Here is a 16,550-nt window from a genome sequence, read left to right on the forward strand (position 1 = left end):
GTGGCGCACGACGTCGTGGTTCGACAGCACCCACGTCGACGGGGCGCCGACGGCGGCGAAGGCCTCGACGGAGGAGTCGATGATGTCGCGGAGGGCGGGCGAATCGGGGCTCACGAAATCGATGTCTTCCGTCGGGGGCAGGGGACGAGCGGGCCTCCAGGGAGAGGCACCGCTCGGCTCCGTGAGCGCAGCCTGTGCGAACATCACGAATTCATAAAGGATAACCACGGCCGGCGGGATCCGGCCAGAGGCCGCCGCGCACAGGCGCGATCGGGGCACGACGCGCGGCGAGCCCCGGCGGGATCCTGCGCCGATCCGCCTCTCGGCGCACGGAATCCTAGTCGGCCCGGCCTGGGAGAGCGGTTACACCTCGTCCGCGCGCAGGCGGCGCAGCAGATCCTCCAGCTCGGCGAAGAGAGGATCCGGTGCCGCGATGAGCAGGCCGGAGCCGAAGGGCGCGCCGTCGAGTCCCGCGACCCGCGCGCCCGCCTCCTCGGCGATGAGGGCGCCCGCAGCGAGGTCCCACGGGTTCAGGCCCCGCTCGTAGTACGCGTTCAGCTGCCCGGTGGCCACCGAGCACAGGTCGAGCGCCGCCGAGCCGATGCGGCGGATGTCGCGGACCGAGCCCAGGAGCTCCTGCACCACGGCGCCCTGACGCATCCGGCGGCCCGCGTCGTAGCCGAAGCCGGTGCCCACCAGCGCGAGCGAGAGGGAGGAGGGAGCCGAGACCTGCAGCGCGACTCCGTCCCGCTCGGCTCCCCCGCCTCGGCTGGCCGTGGTCACCTCGCCCGTCGCTCCGTTCACGACCGCGCCGGCGAGCGCGGTCCAGGTCGCGGGATCCGGCTCCCCCTCCACCACAGCGATGCTGACCGCGTAGGAGGGGATGCCGTAGAGGTAGTTGACGGTCCCATCGATCGGATCGACGACCCAGGTCAGCCCGCTCGTGCCGCCCCCCGACCCCGACTCCTCGCCGAGGAAGCCGTCGTCCGGACGCGCCTCGGCCAGGCGCCGGCGGATCAGCTCCTCGACCTCCCGGTCCGCGGCCGTCACCACGTCCTCCGGAGACGACTTCGACGCGGCGATCTCGACACCGTCCTCCCGCCGCTGGCGGGCGAGGTGCGCCGCCTCGACGGCGATCGAGCGGGCGATGGCGAGGAGGGGGGCGTTGTCGCTCATGGCCCCAGCCTAGGGATCGGGCCCATCATGAGGGGATGAGCACCCCTATCGCCCTCACCGGAGCCACCGGAGCCGTCGGCGGCCGCGTCGCGCGCGAGCTCGCCGACGCCGGTCACGCCCTCCGCCTGCTGGTCCGCGACCCGTCCCGCGCGCCCGAGCTCCCCGGGGCCGAGGTGGTGCGCTCCTCCTTCGCCGACGCGGGCGACTCGCTCGAGGGCGTGCGCCTCCTCCTGATGGTCTCCGCCTCCGAGAACGAGGAGCGCCGCGCCGAGCACCTCGCATTCGTCGACGCAGCCGCCGCCGCGGGTGTCGAGCACGTCGTCTACACCTCCTTCGCCGGAGCCGCACCCGACGCGGTCTTCACCCTCGCCCGAGACCACGCGGCCACCGAGGACGCGATCCGCCGCTCCGGCATGGGCTGGACGTTCCTCCGCGACAACCTCTACCTCGACTTCCTGCCCGCGATGCTCGGCGAGGACGGCGCGATCCGCGGACCCGCGGGAACGGGCCGGGCCGCCGTCGTCGCGCGCGAGGATGTGGCCCGCGCCGCCGCCGCGGTCCTCCGCTCCCCCTCCGAACACCGCGGAGCCGCCTACGAGCTGACCGGGCCCGAGGCCCTCACCCTCGACGAGGTCGCCGCGACACTGACGGCGGCGGGCCGCCCCGCCGTGTACGTCGACGAGACCCTCGAGGCGGCGTACGCGTCACGCCGCCGCTGGAACGCACCGGACTGGCAGCTGGACGCCTGGGTCAGCACCTACTCCGCGATCGCCGCCGGACAGCTGGAGCACGTCTCGGGCGACGTCGAGCGGCTGACCGGACGGCCGCCGCTCTCCCTCGCAGGGTTCCTGGAGCAGGAGGCGCGGGGCTGAGGCGACGGCGCGGGCCGGGCCGACAGCGCGGGCCGGGCGACCGCGGAGGCCGGGCCGACGGCGTGCGGGGTGCGACGGGACGAAGACGCCGGGCCCGGCGATCCGCCGGACCGGTGCTCCCCCGGAAAGGCACTCCGCCGGAACGGCGATCCCCCGACATGCGGAACGCCCCGCGCATCTCGTGATGCCGGGGCGTCTGCCGGGTGTTCCTGCTCGGTGGCGAGTGAGGGATTCGAACCCCCGAAGGCTACGCCGTCTGATTTACAGTCAGATCCCTTTGGCCGCTAGGGTAACTCGCCGTGGCACACCCGACCGCGGGTTCACAACCGGAGGCGCTCAGCAAGGATACCCACGCGACCGGCAGATCGGAAATCGGTGCCGCGAGGCCTCAGTCCGCCTCCGCCGCGTAGCGGGACGCCGCCTCCGCGACCTTCCCCGCGTAGCTCCCGGCCGGGTTGTAGGCCGCGATCGCCGCCCGCCATCCCGACTCCGTCGAGAGGTCGCCGCCGGCGTCGCAGAGGTAGCGGGCGGCGGTCACCGCCTGCTGGTCCACGTTCTGCGGATCCCATCCGCTCGACGCCCACGCCATCCACGTCGCGGGGATGATCTGCAGCGGACCCATCGCCCGGTCGACCTCGGCGTCGCCGTCCAGAGCCCCGCCGTCGTTGTCGGGGACCCGGTCGAAGCGCGCTCCGTCCAGGCGCGGACCGTAGATCGGCTCCGTCGGCCGCCCGTCCTCGCCCAGCTCGCCGCCGTCGATCGTGCCGTGCCTGCTCTCGACGTAGCCGATGCCGGCCAGGGTCGCCCAGTCCAACCGGCAGTCGGGGTCGACCGATGCCGTGAGGAGGGCCGTGCCCGCGTAGGCGGTGAGCGCGCGCAGCGGGATGCCGCTCCCCTCGGACGCCGTGCCCAGCCACGCCTCGTCGGCGAGCAGTCGCACCGGCGTCGCCGCGGCCTGCTCGGGATCCGCCAATACGACGGGGTCCGCCGCGACGGGAGCGGTCGCCGCGGGAGGGACGGTGGACAGGCCCTCCTCGATCGTCAGCGCGGGCGGCCGCTGGCCGCAGCCGGCCAGGAGGAGGCCGGCGAGCGGGACGAGGACGAGAACGGGGAGGCGGCGCACCCCTCAGAGGTACCAGCCGCGCCTGGGGCCGGGCTCCGCCACGCCTGAAAGCTAAACTCGGAGCCATGGCAGATTCAACGTTCGACGTCGTCAGCAAGATCGACAAGATGGAGGCGGACAACGCCCTGAGCCAGGCCCACAAGGAGGTCGAGCAGCGCTACGACTTCAAGAACGTCGGCGCCTCGATCGCCTGGAGCGGCGAGAAGATCCTGATCAAGGCCAACACCGAGGAGCGGGCGAACGCCATCCTCGACGTCTTCCAGTCGAAGCTGATCAAGCGCGGCATCAGCCTCAAGAGCCTCGATGCGGGCGAGCCCTTCGCGTCCGGCAAGGAGTACCGGATCGAGGCCACCCTCAAGGAGGGCATCGACCAGGAGCACGCGAAGAAGATCAACAAGCTCATCCGCGACGAGGCGCCGAAGTCGGTCAAGTCGCAGATCCAGGGCGACGAGCTCCGCGTCTCCTCGAAGAGCCGCGACGACCTCCAGGCGACCATGGCGCTCCTGCGCGGGGCCGACCTCGAGCTCGACCTCCAGTTCGTCAACTTCCGCTGAGGAATGACGCACACGGGAGCACGCGCGTGACCGCCGGAATCGACGACCCCGACCGGCGGGGCCGCACCGGACTCGACAGGGACGGGCTCGACCTCGTCGGGAACCCCGACGTGGTCGTGAAGGAGGTCACCCTCCTCTCGAGCGACTGGTACGTCCTCCGCACCACCCGCTTCGACTACCGGCACCGCGACGGCAGCTGGACCAGCGAGCAGCGCGAGACCTACGACCGGGGTAACGGCGCGGCGGTCCTGCTCTACGACGCCGACGCGCGCACCGTCGTTTTGATCCGGCAGTTCCGCTACCCCGCGTACGTGAACGGCGACCTCGACGGGATGCTCCTCGAAGTGCCCGCCGGCCTCCTGGACGAGGACGGGCCCGAGGAGGGCGCCCGCCGCGAGGCGTCCGAGGAGACCGGACTCGAGGTCGGCCGGCTCGAGCACGTGTTCGACGCGTTCATGAGCCCCGGCTCGGTCACCGAGAAGCTGCACTTCTACGCCGGGCGCTACCGCGCGGGGACCCGCAGCGGAGCGTTCGCGGGACTCGCCGACGAGGGCGAGGACATCGAGGTCCTCGAGCTCTCGTTCGACGAGGCGCTGACCCAGATCGGCGTGCAGATCGTCGACGCGAAGACGATCATGCTCCTGCAGTGGGCGGCCCTGTCCGGCCCGTTCTCGCGCTGACCCGCGGACGTCGCGGCTCCGTGCGCCTCAGCGCGCGTACTCGGCGAGGGCGCGTCCGGTCAGCGTGTCCGCCGCCGCGAGCCCGACCGGAGTCCCCTCGAAGACGATCGTCCCTCCGTCGTGCCCGGCTCCGGGCCCCACGTCGATGATCCAGTCCGCGTGCGCCATCAGGGCGCGGTGGTGCTCGATCACCACGACCGAGTTCCCGGAGTCGACCAGCCGGTCGAGCAGTCCGAGCAGTGTGTCGACGTCCGCGAGGTGCAGGCCCGTGGTCGGCTCGTCGAGCAGGTAGACGGATCCGGACGAGGCCATGTTGATCGCGAGCTTGAGGCGCTGGCGCTCGCCCCCGGACAGCGTGTTCAACGGCTGTCCGAGCGTGAGGTAGCCGAGACCGACGTCGACGAGACGGGCGAGCACCGTGTGCGCCGGTCCGCTCGCGAAGAACTCCGCGGCGTCGACGATCGGCATCGAGAGCACCTCGTGGATGTTCCTCCCGCGCAGGCGGTACTCGAGCACCTCAGCGGTGAACCGCTTGCCGTCGCACTCCTCGCAGACCGACGAGACCGTCGCGGCGGGGCCCAGCTCGGTGAAGATCATCCCGGCCCCCTTGCAGACGGGGCAGGCGCCTGCCGAGTTCGCGCTGAAGAGCGCCGGTCTCACACCGTTCGCCTTCGCGAAGGCCGCCCGGATCGCGTCGAGGACCCCGGTGTAGGTCGCCGGATTGCTGCGCCGCGAGCCGCGGATCGGCGACTGGTCGGCCACCACCACGCCCGGCCGACCCGCGAGCGAGCCGTGCAGAAGCGACGACTTGCCCGAGCCGGCGACTCCGGTGACGACGGTCAGCACGCCCAGCGGGACGTCCACGTCGACGCCGCGGAGGTTGTGCGTGGAGGCCCCGCGGATCTCCACCGCCCCGGTCGGACGGCGCACGGCCTCCTTCAGCGGGACGCGGTGACCGAGATGACGGCCCGTCAGGGTGTCCGACGTGCGCAGCTGCGCCACCGTCCCCTCGAACCGCAGCTCGCCGCCGTGCGCGCCGGCCCTCGGACCGAGGTCGACCACGTGATCGGCGATCTCGATGATCTCCGGCTTGTGCTCGACCACCAGGACGGTGTTGCCCTTGTCCCGCAGGCGGCGCAGCAGCTCGATCATCCGCGAGACGTCGTGCGGATGCAGACCCGCCGTCGGCTCGTCGAAGACGTAGGTGACGTCCGTGAGGCTCGACCCCAGATGCCGCACCATCTTGACCCGCTGCGCCTCACCGCCCGAGAGGGTGCCCGACTCCCGATCGAGCGACAGGTAGCCCAGCCCGACCTGGACGAGGGCGTCGAGCGTCCCGAGGATGGTCTCGACGATCGGAGCGACGGACGGCGCCTGCAGTCCGCGGAGCCACGCGGCGAGGTCGGTCGCCTGCAGCGCGGCGCACTCGGCGATGTTCCGGCCCCCGATGCGCGACTCCAGCGCCGCCCGGGTGAGCCGGCCGCCTCCGCACTCGGGACAGGCGGCGAAGGTGGCCACCCGCTCGGCGAAGGCGCGGATGTGCGGCTGGGCCGCCTCCTTCGCCAGGTAGAGGCGGGTGACCTTCACCAGGAGGCCCTCGTAGGTCATCGTCATCCCGGCGATGGCCATCTTGGTGGCCGGACGGTGGAGGAACGCGTCCATCTGCTCGGGCGTGAAGTCTGCGATCGGCACATCGGCCGGATAGAGGCCGGACTCGGCGAGGCCCTTCCAGTACCAGCCGCCGACGACGAAGTTGGGGATCGCGTCGAGAGCACCGCCCTCGAGCGACTTCGAGCGGTCGATCAGCGCGTCGAGGTCGATGCTCGACACCCGGCCCGTTCCCTCGCACCGGGGGCACATCCCCTCCGGCAGGTTGAAGGAGAACGCACCGCTCGTGCCCGCGTGCGGGTCGCCGATCCGGCTGAAGAGGATCCGCAGCATCGTGTACGCGTCGGTCGCCGTGCCGACCGTGGACCGGCCGTTCGACCCCATCCGCTCCTGATCGACGACGATCGTGGCCGACAGTCCGTCAAGCGACTCCACGTCCGGGCGGGCCGGCGACCCCATGAACTGCTGCACGAAGGCGGAGTAGGTCTCGTTGATGAGGCGCTGGGACTCGGCCGCGATGGTGCCGAAGACGAGCGACGACTTGCCGGAGCCCGAGACCCCGGTGAACACGGTGATCCTCCGCTTCGGGATGTCGACGTCGATCCCCCGGAGGTTGTTCTGGCGCGCACCCCGCACCCGGATGACGTCGTGGGGCGAGGCCGTGGTCATGCTGTCTCCGTCCAGAGCGGTGCCCGAATCCTAGAGGAGGTGCGCGGCGTCCGCGCCGGAACGACGAACGGCCCCCCGGAGTGCACCGGAGGGCCGCTCAAAGAGCACGCGTCAGAGCGCGACCGGCTCCGCCCGCGAGATCGCGATCATGTCCTCGCGAGGAACGACCTTCACGCGCGCACGGCCCTCGGGCTCGCCGAGCGCCATCTCGTGCTCGTCCAGCCGGTGCCAGCCGTCGAGATCCGTGTAGGCGATCTCCCGCTCCTCGAGCAGGGCGACCACGGCCGCCTCCTCGGGGTGCTCGGGCGTCCACCAGGACGCCTGGTCGTTGAGCACGTGCGCGACGGTCTCCATGGCGTCGGACTTGGTGTGCCCGATGAGGCCCACCGGTCCGCGCTTGATCCAGCCGGTCGCGTACACGCCGTGGACCTGCTGGTCCTCGTCGTCCAGGACCTGGCCCTCGCGGTTCGGGATCACGCCGCGCATCTCGTCGAACGGGAGGCCGTCGAGCGGCGAGCCGAAGTAGCCGACCGCGCGGTACACGGCCTGCACGGGGACCTCGCGGATCTCACCCGTGCCGCGCACTCCGCCCTCGCCGTCCGGCTCGGTGCGCTCGTACCGGATCGCGCCGACCCGACCCGATCCGTCGTCCACGAACTCGAGCGGCTTCGCCCAGAAGTGCAGGTGGAGACGACGCGAGGCGCTCCCGACCTCGCGGGTGCGCCACTGGTTGAGCACCCGGTTGATGACCATGACCTGCTTGTTGGTCGCGATGGCGGCCTCCGAAGCGGGATCGAGGTCGAAGTCCTCGTCGGCGACGATCATGTCGACGTCGCGCAGCTCGCCCAGCTCGCGCAGCTCCAGCGGCGTGAACTTCACCTGAGCGGGACCGCGGCGCCCGAAGACGTGCACGTCGGTGACGGGAGAAGCCTTCAGCCCCTCGTAGACGTTCGGCGGGACCTCGGTGGGCAGGAGGTCCTCGGCGTGCTTCGCCAGCATCCGCGAGACGTCGAGCGCCACGTTGCCGTTGCCGATGACGGCGACGGAGGACGCCTCCAGCGGCCAGGTGCGCGACACGTCGGGGTGGCCGTCGAACCAGCTGACGAAGTCGGCCGCACCGTAGGAGCCCTCGAGCTCGACACCCGGGACGTCGAGCGGAGCGTCCCGGACGGCGCCGGTCGCGAAGATCACGGCGTGGTAGTGCCGCTTGAGATCCTCGAGCGTGATGTCGGTCCCGAAGTGCACGTTGCCGAAGATGCGGATGTCGCCCCGGTCGAGCACCTCCCGCAGCGCGGTGATGATCCCCTTGATGCGCGGGTGATCGGGCGCCACGCCGTAGCGGACCAGGCCGTAGGGCGCGGGCAGGTGCTCGAACAGATCGATCGAGACGTCGTACTTCTTCTCGGCCTTGATCATGAGGTCGGCGGCGTAGATGCCCGCGGGACCCGCGCCGACGATGGCCAGCCTGAGCTTGGTCATTGCGTTCCTCCTGCCGGGGCGCCGCAGCGCACAACCGGTCTCATTCCTGCGGCGCAGGGCGCGCCGCGACGATCGGGGTCAGCCGTTGCGCTCGACGACGGTGTCGGCGAAGCGCGTCAGCGCCTTGCGGACGGAGCCGTCGGGCAGCGGAGCGAGGGCGGCGACGGCCTCGTCGGCCCACCGGTGGGCCTCGGCGAGGGTCTGCGCGGTGACGTCGTGATCGCGCAGCTGAGCGATGGCGTCCGAGATGTCGGCGCTCTGCTCCTCCGTGTGCGCGATGGCGTCGTTCGAGCGGCTCACATAGCTCTCGATGCGGGCGAGGAGAGCCGCGGCGTCCCTGTCCGAGGAGGCGCGCTCGCGCAGGCGCAGGATCGGCAGCGTCGACACGCCGGCGCGGATGTCCGTGCCGGGGTTCTTGCCGGTCTCCTCCGGCTGGGGAGAGAGGTCGATCACGTCGTCGACGATCTGGAAGGCGACGCCGATCTTCTCGCCGAAGACGCGCATGGCCTCCTCGTACTCCTCCGGAGCCTCCGAGAACGCGACTCCCGTGCGGCCCGCCGCGGCGATCAGGGACCCGGTCTTGTCGGCCAGGACGGACAGGTAGTGCTCGACCGGGTCCTCGCCGTCGGTCGGGCCGACCGTCTCGTGCAGCTGCCCGAGGACGAGCCGCTCGAACGTGTCGGCCTGGAGCCGGATCGCCTTGTCGCCGAGCTCGACCATCAGCTGGTTCGCGCGGGCGAAAAGCAGATCGCCCGTCAGGATGGCCACGTTGTTGCCCCACACGGTCTGCGCCGACGGGACGCCGCGGCGCTTCTCCGCCTCGTCCATGACGTCGTCGTGGTAGAGCGATGCGAGATGCGTGATCTCGATCGCCTGCGCACCGAGCAGGACCTGCGGCGTGTTGCCGCGGCCCAGCGACGCGGCCAGGAGGGTGAGCATCGGGCGCACGCGCTTGCCGCCCGCCTCGAGGAGGTACCGGGTGGAGACGTCGGCCACGGCGTCCGCGAAGGACAGCTGCCGGACGAGACCCTCCTCGACCTGCTCCAGACCCGCGTCGATCGTGCGGGCGAGAGCGCGGTCCGACGAGGAGGAGAAGATGCGCTCGGAGAGGCCGAGCTGCGCCGTCAGAGACGGGCTGCGACGGGCGACGGGCGCAGTGGCGTTCACAGGGAAACCCTAACGTCTCGGCCTGTGCGGACCCCGGTCGTCATCGGGTCGCCGCGATCGGCTTGACGCCGCGGTGCAGCGCCACGATGCCCGCGGTCAGATCGCGGTAGGCCACGCGCTCGAAGCCCGCCGCGCGGAGCCAGGCGGCGACGACGCTCTGCTCCGGCCAGGCCCGGATGGAATCGCCGAGATAGTCGTACGCAGGATTGTTCGACGACGCGAGGCGCACGACGGCGGGCATGACCGTCGACAGGTAGAAGTCGTACGCGGCGGCCAGCGGAGCGATCGGCGGAGTCGAGAACTCGCAGATCACGACCCGGCCGCCGGGCTTCAGCACACGCAGGAACTCGGCGAGCGCCGTCCTCGGCTCGGCCACGTTGCGCAGACCGAACGAGATGGTCACGGCGTCGAACGACTCGTCCTCGAACGGGAGGTCCATCGCGTCGGCCTGGACGAACTCGATCCGGTCGTTGCCCGCCTGACGGCGACGGCCGACGGCGATCATCCCCGGGGAGAAGTCGGCTGCGACGACCTGGGCGCCCGACCGCGCCAGCGACGCGCTCGACGTTCCGGTGCCGGCCGCGATGTCGAGGATGCGCTCACCGGGAGCAGGGTTGACGGCGCGCGTTGTCGCGATCCGCCAGAGCCGGTCGTTCCCCACCGAGAGGAGTCCGTTCACCAGGTCGTAGGCGGGAGCCACGGTGTCGAACATCGAGGCGACCTCGTCGGGCCGTTTGGTGAGGTCTGCCTTCGTCACGATCCGCAAGTCTACGGCGAGACGAGGGACGGCGGCTGTGCATCCGCCGTCCCGCGCCCGGTCGGCGCGCTCCCCCCTGGGGAAGCGCCGGGACCGCCCCGCTCCGCCTCGCGCGGCGGCCCCGGACCGGATCACGGTAGCAACGGAGCCCTCCGCCCCGAGCCCCGCGGCATGGGACGTCCCATCCTCTGGCGCGGGCGTACCCTGCTGAGGTGACGCTCATCGGCGCTGGAACCCCCCTGCTGCGTGCGGAGACGACTCCACTCGACTCTCCGCAGTCGCTCCTCTCCCACTCCGACCCGAGGCGGCCCCTCCTCTGGCAGCGCGACGGCGCCGGGCTCAGCGGACGCGGCGAGGCCCTGCGCCTCGAGTTCTCGGGCCCGGAACGGCTGCGGGAGGCGGCGGCAACCTGGCGTCGGCTCTGCGACGCGGCGACGGTGGAGGACCGGGTCGGACTGCCCGGGACGGGGCTGGTCGCGTTCGGGACCTTCGCTTTCTCGAGCCGATCCGAGGCGACGAGCGTGCTGATCGTGCCGCGCACCGTGATCGGGACGCGCGACGGCCGGTCATGGCTGACGCGGATCACGATCGGCGAGGCGGAGGGACCGGATACGCCGGGCGAGGAGCCGCTGGGGGCGGAGTACCACGTGCCGCTCTCGCCGGGTGCGCTGCCGCCGGACGGGTACCGCGCGGCGGTCGCTGCCGCGGTGGAGACGATCCGGTCGGGCGAGCTGTCCAAGGTCGTGATCGCGCGCGATCTGCAGGGGCGGCTCCCGCCGGGGGCGGACCTGCGTCGGATGCTGGGTGCGCTCACCGAGCGTTACCCGGACTGCTGGGGCTTCGCCGTGGACGGATTCCTCGGCGCCAGTCCGGAGACGCTGGTCGCGGTCGATCGGGGCGAGATCTCGGCGAGGGTGTTGGCCGGCACGGCTGCACGCGGAGCGGACCCCCTCGCCGACGCGGACGTGGAAGCCGCTCTGCTCGAGAGTCCGAAGGACCGCTCAGAGCACGCTTTCGCTCTCGCCAGTCTGGTCCGGGAGCTCGAGCCCCACACACGGGAGCTGACGGCCGGCGCCGCCCCGTTCACGCTCCGCCTGCCGAACCTCTGGCACCTCGCGACGGACGTGCGAGGAATTCTGGACGACTCCTCCAGCGCGCTCGATCTCGTCGATGCTCTTCACCCGACCGCCGCAGTGGCCGGCACTCCGACCGCCGACGCCCTTGCGCTCATCGAGCACCTGGAGCCCTTCGACCGCGGTCGGTACGCAGGACCCGTCGGCTGGATCGACGGCAACGGCGACGGCGAGTGGGCCGTCGGACTCCGCAGCGCCGAGGTCACGGCCGAGGGCGCGGTCACGGCCTGGGCGGGCGCCGGCATCGTGGCCGACAGCGTTCCCGAGTCCGAGCTCGCCGAGACCCGCATGAAGTTCCGCCCGATCACCGACGCGCTGGCATGACGCACGTCGGGAGTCGCTGAAGCCGTCGGCTACCCCGCCGGGTCCCCGTCGAGCCGGGGAGCACCCGGCCGTCGTCCTGCGCCCACCGGCGGACGCCCGGGCAGTGCCGGCGGCCGGGTCGTCACGCGACGGCCGGTCGGTGTGGTCCAGTCCGCTGTGCCGTCCGGATGGAGCAGATACGTCCACCGGTCGCCGTGGCGCACGTGGTGGTGGGCGACGCACAGGGAGGCGAGGTTGTCGGGAGTCGTCTCTCCCCCGTTCCGCCATTCGACGCTGTGGTCGGTCTCCGTCGAGGACGCCGGCCGGGTGCAGCCCGGGAAGCGGCAGGTCTGGTCGCGGAGGCGGACCAGCAGCCTCATCCTCGGCGGCGGGAGGCGGTGGCGGCGCCCGACGGAGACGACCGCGCCGGTCTCCTCGTCGGTCAGCACGGGAGTGAAGGCGGCGGCGTCGTCGATGAGCGCTCGCACCGCCTCGGCAGGGATCGGCCCGTAGCCGTCGAGCTCGGCGGCCGCCTCGTCGTCACCCGCGGCGGTGCTCGCCGCCACGGTGACTCTCACCTCGGCCCGCAGCCCGGTCGAGGGCGCCGCGGCTCCCTCCGGAGTGGTCCCCGCCACGTCCCCGTGGCAGAGCAGGTCGGCCCACGCATCGGCGCGGAGCTGCGCCAGCGTCCGCAGATCGCGGTCCCCTTCGGCGCCGTCCCGCAGATCCCTCGCGATGCGATCGAGCCGGGCGAGCGCTCCGACGGCCTCGGGCGCGGGGACGTGCGCGCACACCGTCGCCATGCCGTCGATCCCGGCTGTCATCCACACCCGGCGGTCCTCACGGGCGCGAGCGTGCCGCTCGGCGAGGGGCTCGTCGTGCAGCTCCTCCCGCACCCGCGCGAGGGCGTGGCGCAGCTGCCCCGGGGTCAGCGTCTCCGCGAGGTCGACGGCCCGGTCGTCGTAGGCCGCGCGCGCCGCTGCCGGGAGGGTCGCCGCGACGGAGCAGACGAGCTGGCCGGCCTCCCAGCGCATCCTGGCGTCGGCGAGCGCGGAACGGGTCCGCGGCAGCTCCTCCATCAGGAGCGAGGCGTGCAGCAGCTCCCTGGCGGCGGTGCGCTCGGAGACCCCGAGGGCGACGGCGAACTCCGCTCGGATCGACCGTTCGACGAGGTCCGTCGCATCCTTGCTGTCCGCCGAGGAGCCTCGGGCGAACGCGTCGGGACAGGTCAGCGCCGCGCAGTGTCCCGCGTGCAGCGCCTCCGCCGCGGACAGGAGCACCGGGGAGGCGCTCCTCGCGAGCGCCGCCGCCCGGTCGCCGAGGGCGAGGACCTCTCCTCGCACGGTCTCCGCATCAGCCATGCCTCCAGCGAAGCAGCAGCTGACGAGCTGCGGAGCTCGAACGAGGCGTCCCCGGGAGAACAGCGTCCGACGACGACCTGTGGAGGACCGTCCGACCGGACCCGCGCGGACTCAGCGCTCGAGCCGGATCTCCACGATGCCCGGCCCGTCACCCGGCGAGGTCAGCGCCTGCTCCAGCTCGCCGCGCGTCGCCGCACGACGGTGGCCCCACCCGTAGGCGCGCGCGAGAGCCTCCAGATCGGCGCTCTGCGGGGTGAACTGCACGCGGTCGAACGCATCGGGATGCGAGCTCGACGCGACCTCGAGTCCGTCGAAGATCGTGCCGCCCCCGTCGTTCACGACGACGAGCTGCACGCGCGGGCGTCGCTCTCCGGGCGGGAGGAGGAGGCCGCCGGCCTCGTGGAGCAGAGTGAGATCGCCGAGGACCGCCCGGGTGACTCCGCCGGCTCCCTGCTCGGTCGCCTGCGAAGCCACCGCGATCCCGAGAGCCGTCGAGATCGTGCCGTCGATGCCGGCGAGGCCGCGGTTCGCCAGGACGGATATCCGCTTGCCAGGCAGGGTCCCGTCGGCGACGCGGATCAGCCGCGACGCTCCGAACAGCAGCCGGTCGTGCGGCCAGGTGACCTTCCAGACCGCGGCGACGACGAAGTCGCGGGTGAGCGGTGCCCTGATCGCGGCGAGGGCGTTGCGCGCGTAGCCGCGGCGGTCCTCGACCGACATCGACCCGGCGTCGGGGACCTCGTCCAGCTCGTCGGGGTCGACCGTCAGGGCGCGGCTCGCGGACACCCAGGATCCGGCCCAGGCGCGCTCGCCGCGCTCGGGACGCGGCGACCCCTCGGGTCGGACCACGTCGACGCCTCCGACGCGGCGGGCGCGCCGGCCGGGGTTGTAGAACTGCTCGCGCACGGCGTCCACGACGATGACCTCGACGTCCTCGCGCCGCAGCAGCTCGGGGACCTCGCGGGAGAGCGTCGGGTGTCCGAGCACGATCGCCCGGCGGATGCGTCCGCCGAAGTCGGGCTCGCCGAGCAGACCCCGCCAGGCGACGACGAGCTGCGGTCCGAAGCGGGCGCCGGAGGAGACCTCGGCGAGCAGCGGCCAGTCGCCGGCGCGAGCGATCTCCTCGGCCGCGGCGCCCGCCTTGTCCCCGGCGATGACGACCGTGAGCGGCTCATCAGGGCCGGCGGTCACGACGGCACGCGGGATCCCGGATCCGACGGCGGGCGACGAGACCGGTTCGATCCGCTCGATGTCCGGCAGAGCGGAGGAGAGCGGATCGCGGAAGGAGAGGTTCAGGTGGACCGGCCCGCGGCGCGCCGCGGTGACGGCACGATCGGCGAGCGCCCGCGCGTCCTCGGGCAGGGAGGCGTCGTCCGGAGCAGCGACGTCCTCGAACAGCCGCGCGGCTCGCCCGTACAGCTCGCGCTGCTCGGCCGTCTGGTTCGAGCGGATGCCGCGCAGCTCGTCGGGCCGGTCGGCGGTCAGGACGATCATCGGCACGTCCGAGGCGTCCGCCTCGAGCACGGCCGGGTGCAGGTTCGCGGTCGCCGTGCCGGAGGTCGTGATGACGAGCGCCGGCATCCCGGATTCGAGGGCGAGGCCCAGCGCCAGGAACCCCGCGGAGCGCTCGTCGATCCGCACGTGCAGCCGGACGTCGCCGCGGGTCTCGAGCTCGGCCGCCACCAGGGCGAGCGCCTGCGAGCGGGAGCCCGGAGCGACGACGACGTCGCGGACGCCGAGCGCGACGAAGCGGGTGAGGAGGTCGACCGCGAATCGGGTGGAGGGGGCGACCGGCCGGTGCTCAGGCATCCCGGCGGCCGGGGCCGTCGGCCTCGCCCTGCTCGTCCATGTCGGCGAGGTCGCGCTCGAGCTGGGCGATGCGCTCTGCCTGCAGGCGCTCCTCCTCGGGGTCGCGCTCGGTGCGGAGGGTGCCGAGGAAGTCGGGGTCGTCGTCCGGAGCGGTGTAGCGGCGGCCGGCGGCGCGCTGCTTGCGGGGACGGCCGATCCAGAACCACAGTCCCGCCCCGATGACCGGGAGGATCAGCACCACCAGGAGCCAGGACCACTTCGGGATCGCCCGCACGGCGTGACGGTTGCTCATCGCGACGTCGATCACGGTGTAGACCGTGAAGACGGCGAGGGCCACGAGCAGGCCGATGACGAGGCGGATCATGGACACGAGTCTACGTCCGGCACCCCCGTCGGGGAGGGTCCGCACGGACGCTGGACAGGAGGCTCCCACGGTGCTCACGGAAGCGCGTGCAGGGGCCGACGTACACTGTCCCGGTGAAACTGAGCCGCGCGGTCGTCGTCTACTCGCTCCTGCGCCTGGCGATGTTCGCCGGCGTCTTCGTGCTGGTGTACCTGCCGGCGCGCACCTTCGTCGACTCGGAGCTGACGGCCGCGGTCACCGCGGGCTTCGTCGCCGCGATCGCGAGCCTGTCCCTCTCCTACATCCTGCTGAGGAAGCCCCGCGAGCGCATCGCGGAGGCGATCTACGAGCGCCGCAAGGACGTCCCGCGCGCCCCGACCGACGACGACGTCGAGGACGCCGCGGTCGACGCGACCCGCGACGACCGCTGAGCCGGGCGCTCCCGCCGGCGAGGGCTCCCCTCGGACGCGCTGACCCCGCTCGCACCAGGCCCGGCACGCAACAGCCGTTCTCACCCGAATCCGGCCCACCCGAGCCCGCCTCGTGCGAGCCGCCGCTCTAGAACGCCAGCGCCGCCCCGAGGATGACCGCGTAGGCGAGCCCGCCCAGGCTGGTCAGCTGCAGCGCCAGGATGAGCTCCTTCGCCGTCTTCGCCGTCAGGGTGATCAGGATGGCCGGCAGGATCATCAGAAGCACGAAGAGCGTCAGCCATGCCAGCGGGTAGAACAGCGCGAGGATCACCGCGATGCCGAACGGGATCAGCACGAAGCCCGTGTAGATCGCCCGGGACACGGCCGGTCCCGCGAGGACCGCGAGGGTCCGCTTGCCCGAGAGGCGGTCGGTCGGGATGTCGCGGATGTTGTTGACCATGAGCACGGCGCAGGCGAACAGGCCCGCCGCCACGGCGCCGAGCCACGACTCCTGGTTGGTGCGGCCGATCTGCACGAACGTGGTGCCGACGGTGGCGACCAGGCCGAAGAACACGAAGACGAAGAGCTCGCCGAGCCCGAGGTAGCCGTAGGGGCGGCGTCCGCCGGTGTAGAACCAGCCGGCCGCGATCGCCGCCGCGCCGACGATCAGGAACCACCACTGCCCCGAGAGGGCGGTGAGCACGAGGCCGGCGACGGCCGCGATCCCGAAGAAGACCAGGGCGACGGTGAGCACCTGGCGGGGCTTCGCCGCTCCGGAGCCGGTCAGCCGCGAGGGTCCGACGCGGTTGGCGTCGGTGCCGCGCACGCCGTCGGAGTAGTCGTTGGCGTAGTTGACGGCGATCTGCAGGGCGAGCGAGACGGCCAGGCAGAGCAGGGCGCGCACCCAGTGCCAGCCCTCGTCGACGACCTGGGTCGCTCCGGTGCCGATGAGCACGGGGGCGACGGCCAGCGGGAGGGTGCGGAGGCGGGCGCCGGCGATCCACTCGCGGGGACCGGCGGGCTTCACGACGACCGTTCGCGGGCTGCCCCCGGGGCGGCCGCTGGAGGACTTCTTCTTGCGACTCGTACTCGACACGGAGGGAATC

15 protein-coding genes and 1 tRNA gene are annotated in these 16,550 nt (G+C 72.4%); 5 read left to right on the top strand and 11 right to left on the bottom strand.

The window, feature by feature from the left end:
* Window positions 1–363: 363 nt before the first annotated feature.
* A complete protein-coding gene (locus tag C5C55_RS07145) occupies window positions 364–1,176 on the bottom strand; it encodes an inositol monophosphatase family protein (RefSeq protein WP_104233409.1) in 813 nt (270 codons plus the stop codon).
* 35 nt (window positions 1,177–1,211) lie between these two features.
* On the opposite strand from C5C55_RS07145, the gene C5C55_RS07150 reads away from it, so the two are divergent.
* Window positions 1,212–2,048, top strand: a complete 837-nt coding sequence (locus C5C55_RS07150; RefSeq protein ID WP_104233410.1) for an SDR family oxidoreductase — start codon at window positions 1,212–1,214, stop codon at window positions 2,046–2,048.
* Between the two features lie 217 nt (window positions 2,049–2,265).
* Here C5C55_RS07150 and C5C55_RS07155 read toward each other — a convergent pair.
* Together C5C55_RS07155 and C5C55_RS07160 are read right to left on the bottom strand one after the other, a co-directional pair.
* Window positions 2,266–2,347: transfer RNA gene (locus C5C55_RS07155), tRNA-Tyr, on the bottom strand.
* A gap of 89 nt (window positions 2,348–2,436) precedes the next feature.
* Window positions 2,437–3,171 carry a hypothetical protein gene (locus C5C55_RS07160; protein ID WP_104233411.1) on the bottom strand — a complete coding sequence of 245 codons (735 nt, stop codon included), beginning with the start codon at window positions 3,169–3,171 and terminating at the stop codon, window positions 2,437–2,439.
* A 65-nt stretch (window positions 3,172–3,236) separates the two neighbouring features.
* Between C5C55_RS07160 and C5C55_RS07165 the strand changes: the two genes are divergently transcribed.
* Window positions 3,237–3,725: a YajQ family cyclic di-GMP-binding protein gene (locus tag C5C55_RS07165; protein WP_104233412.1), complete on the top strand. Its 489-nt coding sequence runs from the start codon at window positions 3,237–3,239 to the stop codon at window positions 3,723–3,725.
* Window positions 3,726–3,751: 26 nt separating this feature from the next.
* Window positions 3,752–4,405, top strand: a complete 654-nt coding sequence (locus C5C55_RS07170; RefSeq protein ID WP_104233413.1) for an NUDIX domain-containing protein — start codon at window positions 3,752–3,754, stop codon at window positions 4,403–4,405.
* 27 nt (window positions 4,406–4,432) lie between these two features.
* On the opposite strand, the gene C5C55_RS07175 is transcribed toward C5C55_RS07170, so the two are convergent.
* From C5C55_RS07175 to ubiE, 4 genes are all read right to left on the bottom strand, one after another.
* The gene (locus tag C5C55_RS07175) at window positions 4,433–6,682 is read right to left on the bottom strand and encodes an excinuclease ABC subunit UvrA (protein WP_104233414.1); all 2,250 of its coding nucleotides are present in this window, start codon (window positions 6,680–6,682) and stop codon (window positions 4,433–4,435) included.
* Window positions 6,683–6,793: 111 nt separating this feature from the next.
* Window positions 6,794–8,161, bottom strand: a complete 1,368-nt coding sequence (locus tag C5C55_RS07180; RefSeq protein WP_104223603.1) for an FAD-dependent oxidoreductase — start codon at window positions 8,159–8,161, stop codon at window positions 6,794–6,796.
* 78 nt (window positions 8,162–8,239) lie between these two features.
* Entirely contained in the window at window positions 8,240–9,328 is a 1,089-nt protein-coding gene (locus C5C55_RS07185; RefSeq protein ID WP_104233415.1) for a polyprenyl synthetase family protein, read from the bottom strand.
* 40 nt (window positions 9,329–9,368) lie between these two features.
* Complete coding sequence (gene ubiE, locus C5C55_RS07190; protein WP_104226060.1) at window positions 9,369–10,085, bottom strand: bifunctional demethylmenaquinone methyltransferase/2-methoxy-6-polyprenyl-1,4-benzoquinol methylase UbiE; 717 nt, start codon at window positions 10,083–10,085, stop codon at window positions 9,369–9,371.
* A 212-nt stretch (window positions 10,086–10,297) separates the two neighbouring features.
* On the opposite strand from ubiE, the gene C5C55_RS07195 reads away from it, so the two are divergent.
* Complete coding sequence (locus tag C5C55_RS07195; protein ID WP_374954232.1) at window positions 10,298–11,542, top strand: isochorismate synthase MenF; 1,245 nt, start codon at window positions 10,298–10,300, stop codon at window positions 11,540–11,542.
* A gap of 29 nt (window positions 11,543–11,571) precedes the next feature.
* On the opposite strand, the gene C5C55_RS07200 is transcribed toward C5C55_RS07195, so the two are convergent.
* From C5C55_RS07200 to C5C55_RS07210, 3 genes are all read right to left on the bottom strand, one after another.
* On the bottom strand, window positions 11,572–12,882 hold the full coding sequence (locus C5C55_RS07200; protein WP_104233416.1) for an HNH endonuclease signature motif containing protein: 1,311 nt from the start codon (window positions 12,880–12,882) through the stop codon (window positions 11,572–11,574).
* Between the two features lie 111 nt (window positions 12,883–12,993).
* Window positions 12,994–14,691 carry a 2-succinyl-5-enolpyruvyl-6-hydroxy-3-cyclohexene-1-carboxylic-acid synthase gene (menD, locus tag C5C55_RS07205; protein ID WP_104233417.1) on the bottom strand — a complete coding sequence of 566 codons (1,698 nt, stop codon included), beginning with the start codon at window positions 14,689–14,691 and terminating at the stop codon, window positions 12,994–12,996.
* Complete coding sequence (locus C5C55_RS07210; protein ID WP_104225908.1) at window positions 14,684–15,055, bottom strand: PLD nuclease N-terminal domain-containing protein; 372 nt, start codon at window positions 15,053–15,055, stop codon at window positions 14,684–14,686. The genes menD and C5C55_RS07210 overlap by 8 nt, the downstream gene beginning before the upstream one ends.
* 113 nt (window positions 15,056–15,168) lie before the next feature.
* On the opposite strand from C5C55_RS07210, the gene C5C55_RS07215 reads away from it, so the two are divergent.
* Window positions 15,169–15,465, top strand: coding sequence for a DUF4229 domain-containing protein (locus tag C5C55_RS07215; protein ID WP_104239140.1), 297 nt, complete (start codon window positions 15,169–15,171; stop codon window positions 15,463–15,465).
* A gap of 127 nt (window positions 15,466–15,592) precedes the next feature.
* Here the strand turns inward: C5C55_RS07215 and C5C55_RS07220 are convergent, their stop codons facing one another.
* Window positions 15,593–16,540, bottom strand: coding sequence for a 1,4-dihydroxy-2-naphthoate polyprenyltransferase (locus tag C5C55_RS07220; RefSeq protein ID WP_374953789.1), 948 nt, complete (start codon window positions 16,538–16,540; stop codon window positions 15,593–15,595).
* Window positions 16,541–16,550 lie beyond the last annotated feature (10 nt).

Source organism: Rathayibacter sp. AY1C2 (assembly GCF_002931195.1).
In the GTDB taxonomy this organism is placed as follows: Bacteria; Actinomycetota; Actinomycetes; order Actinomycetales; family Microbacteriaceae; genus Rathayibacter.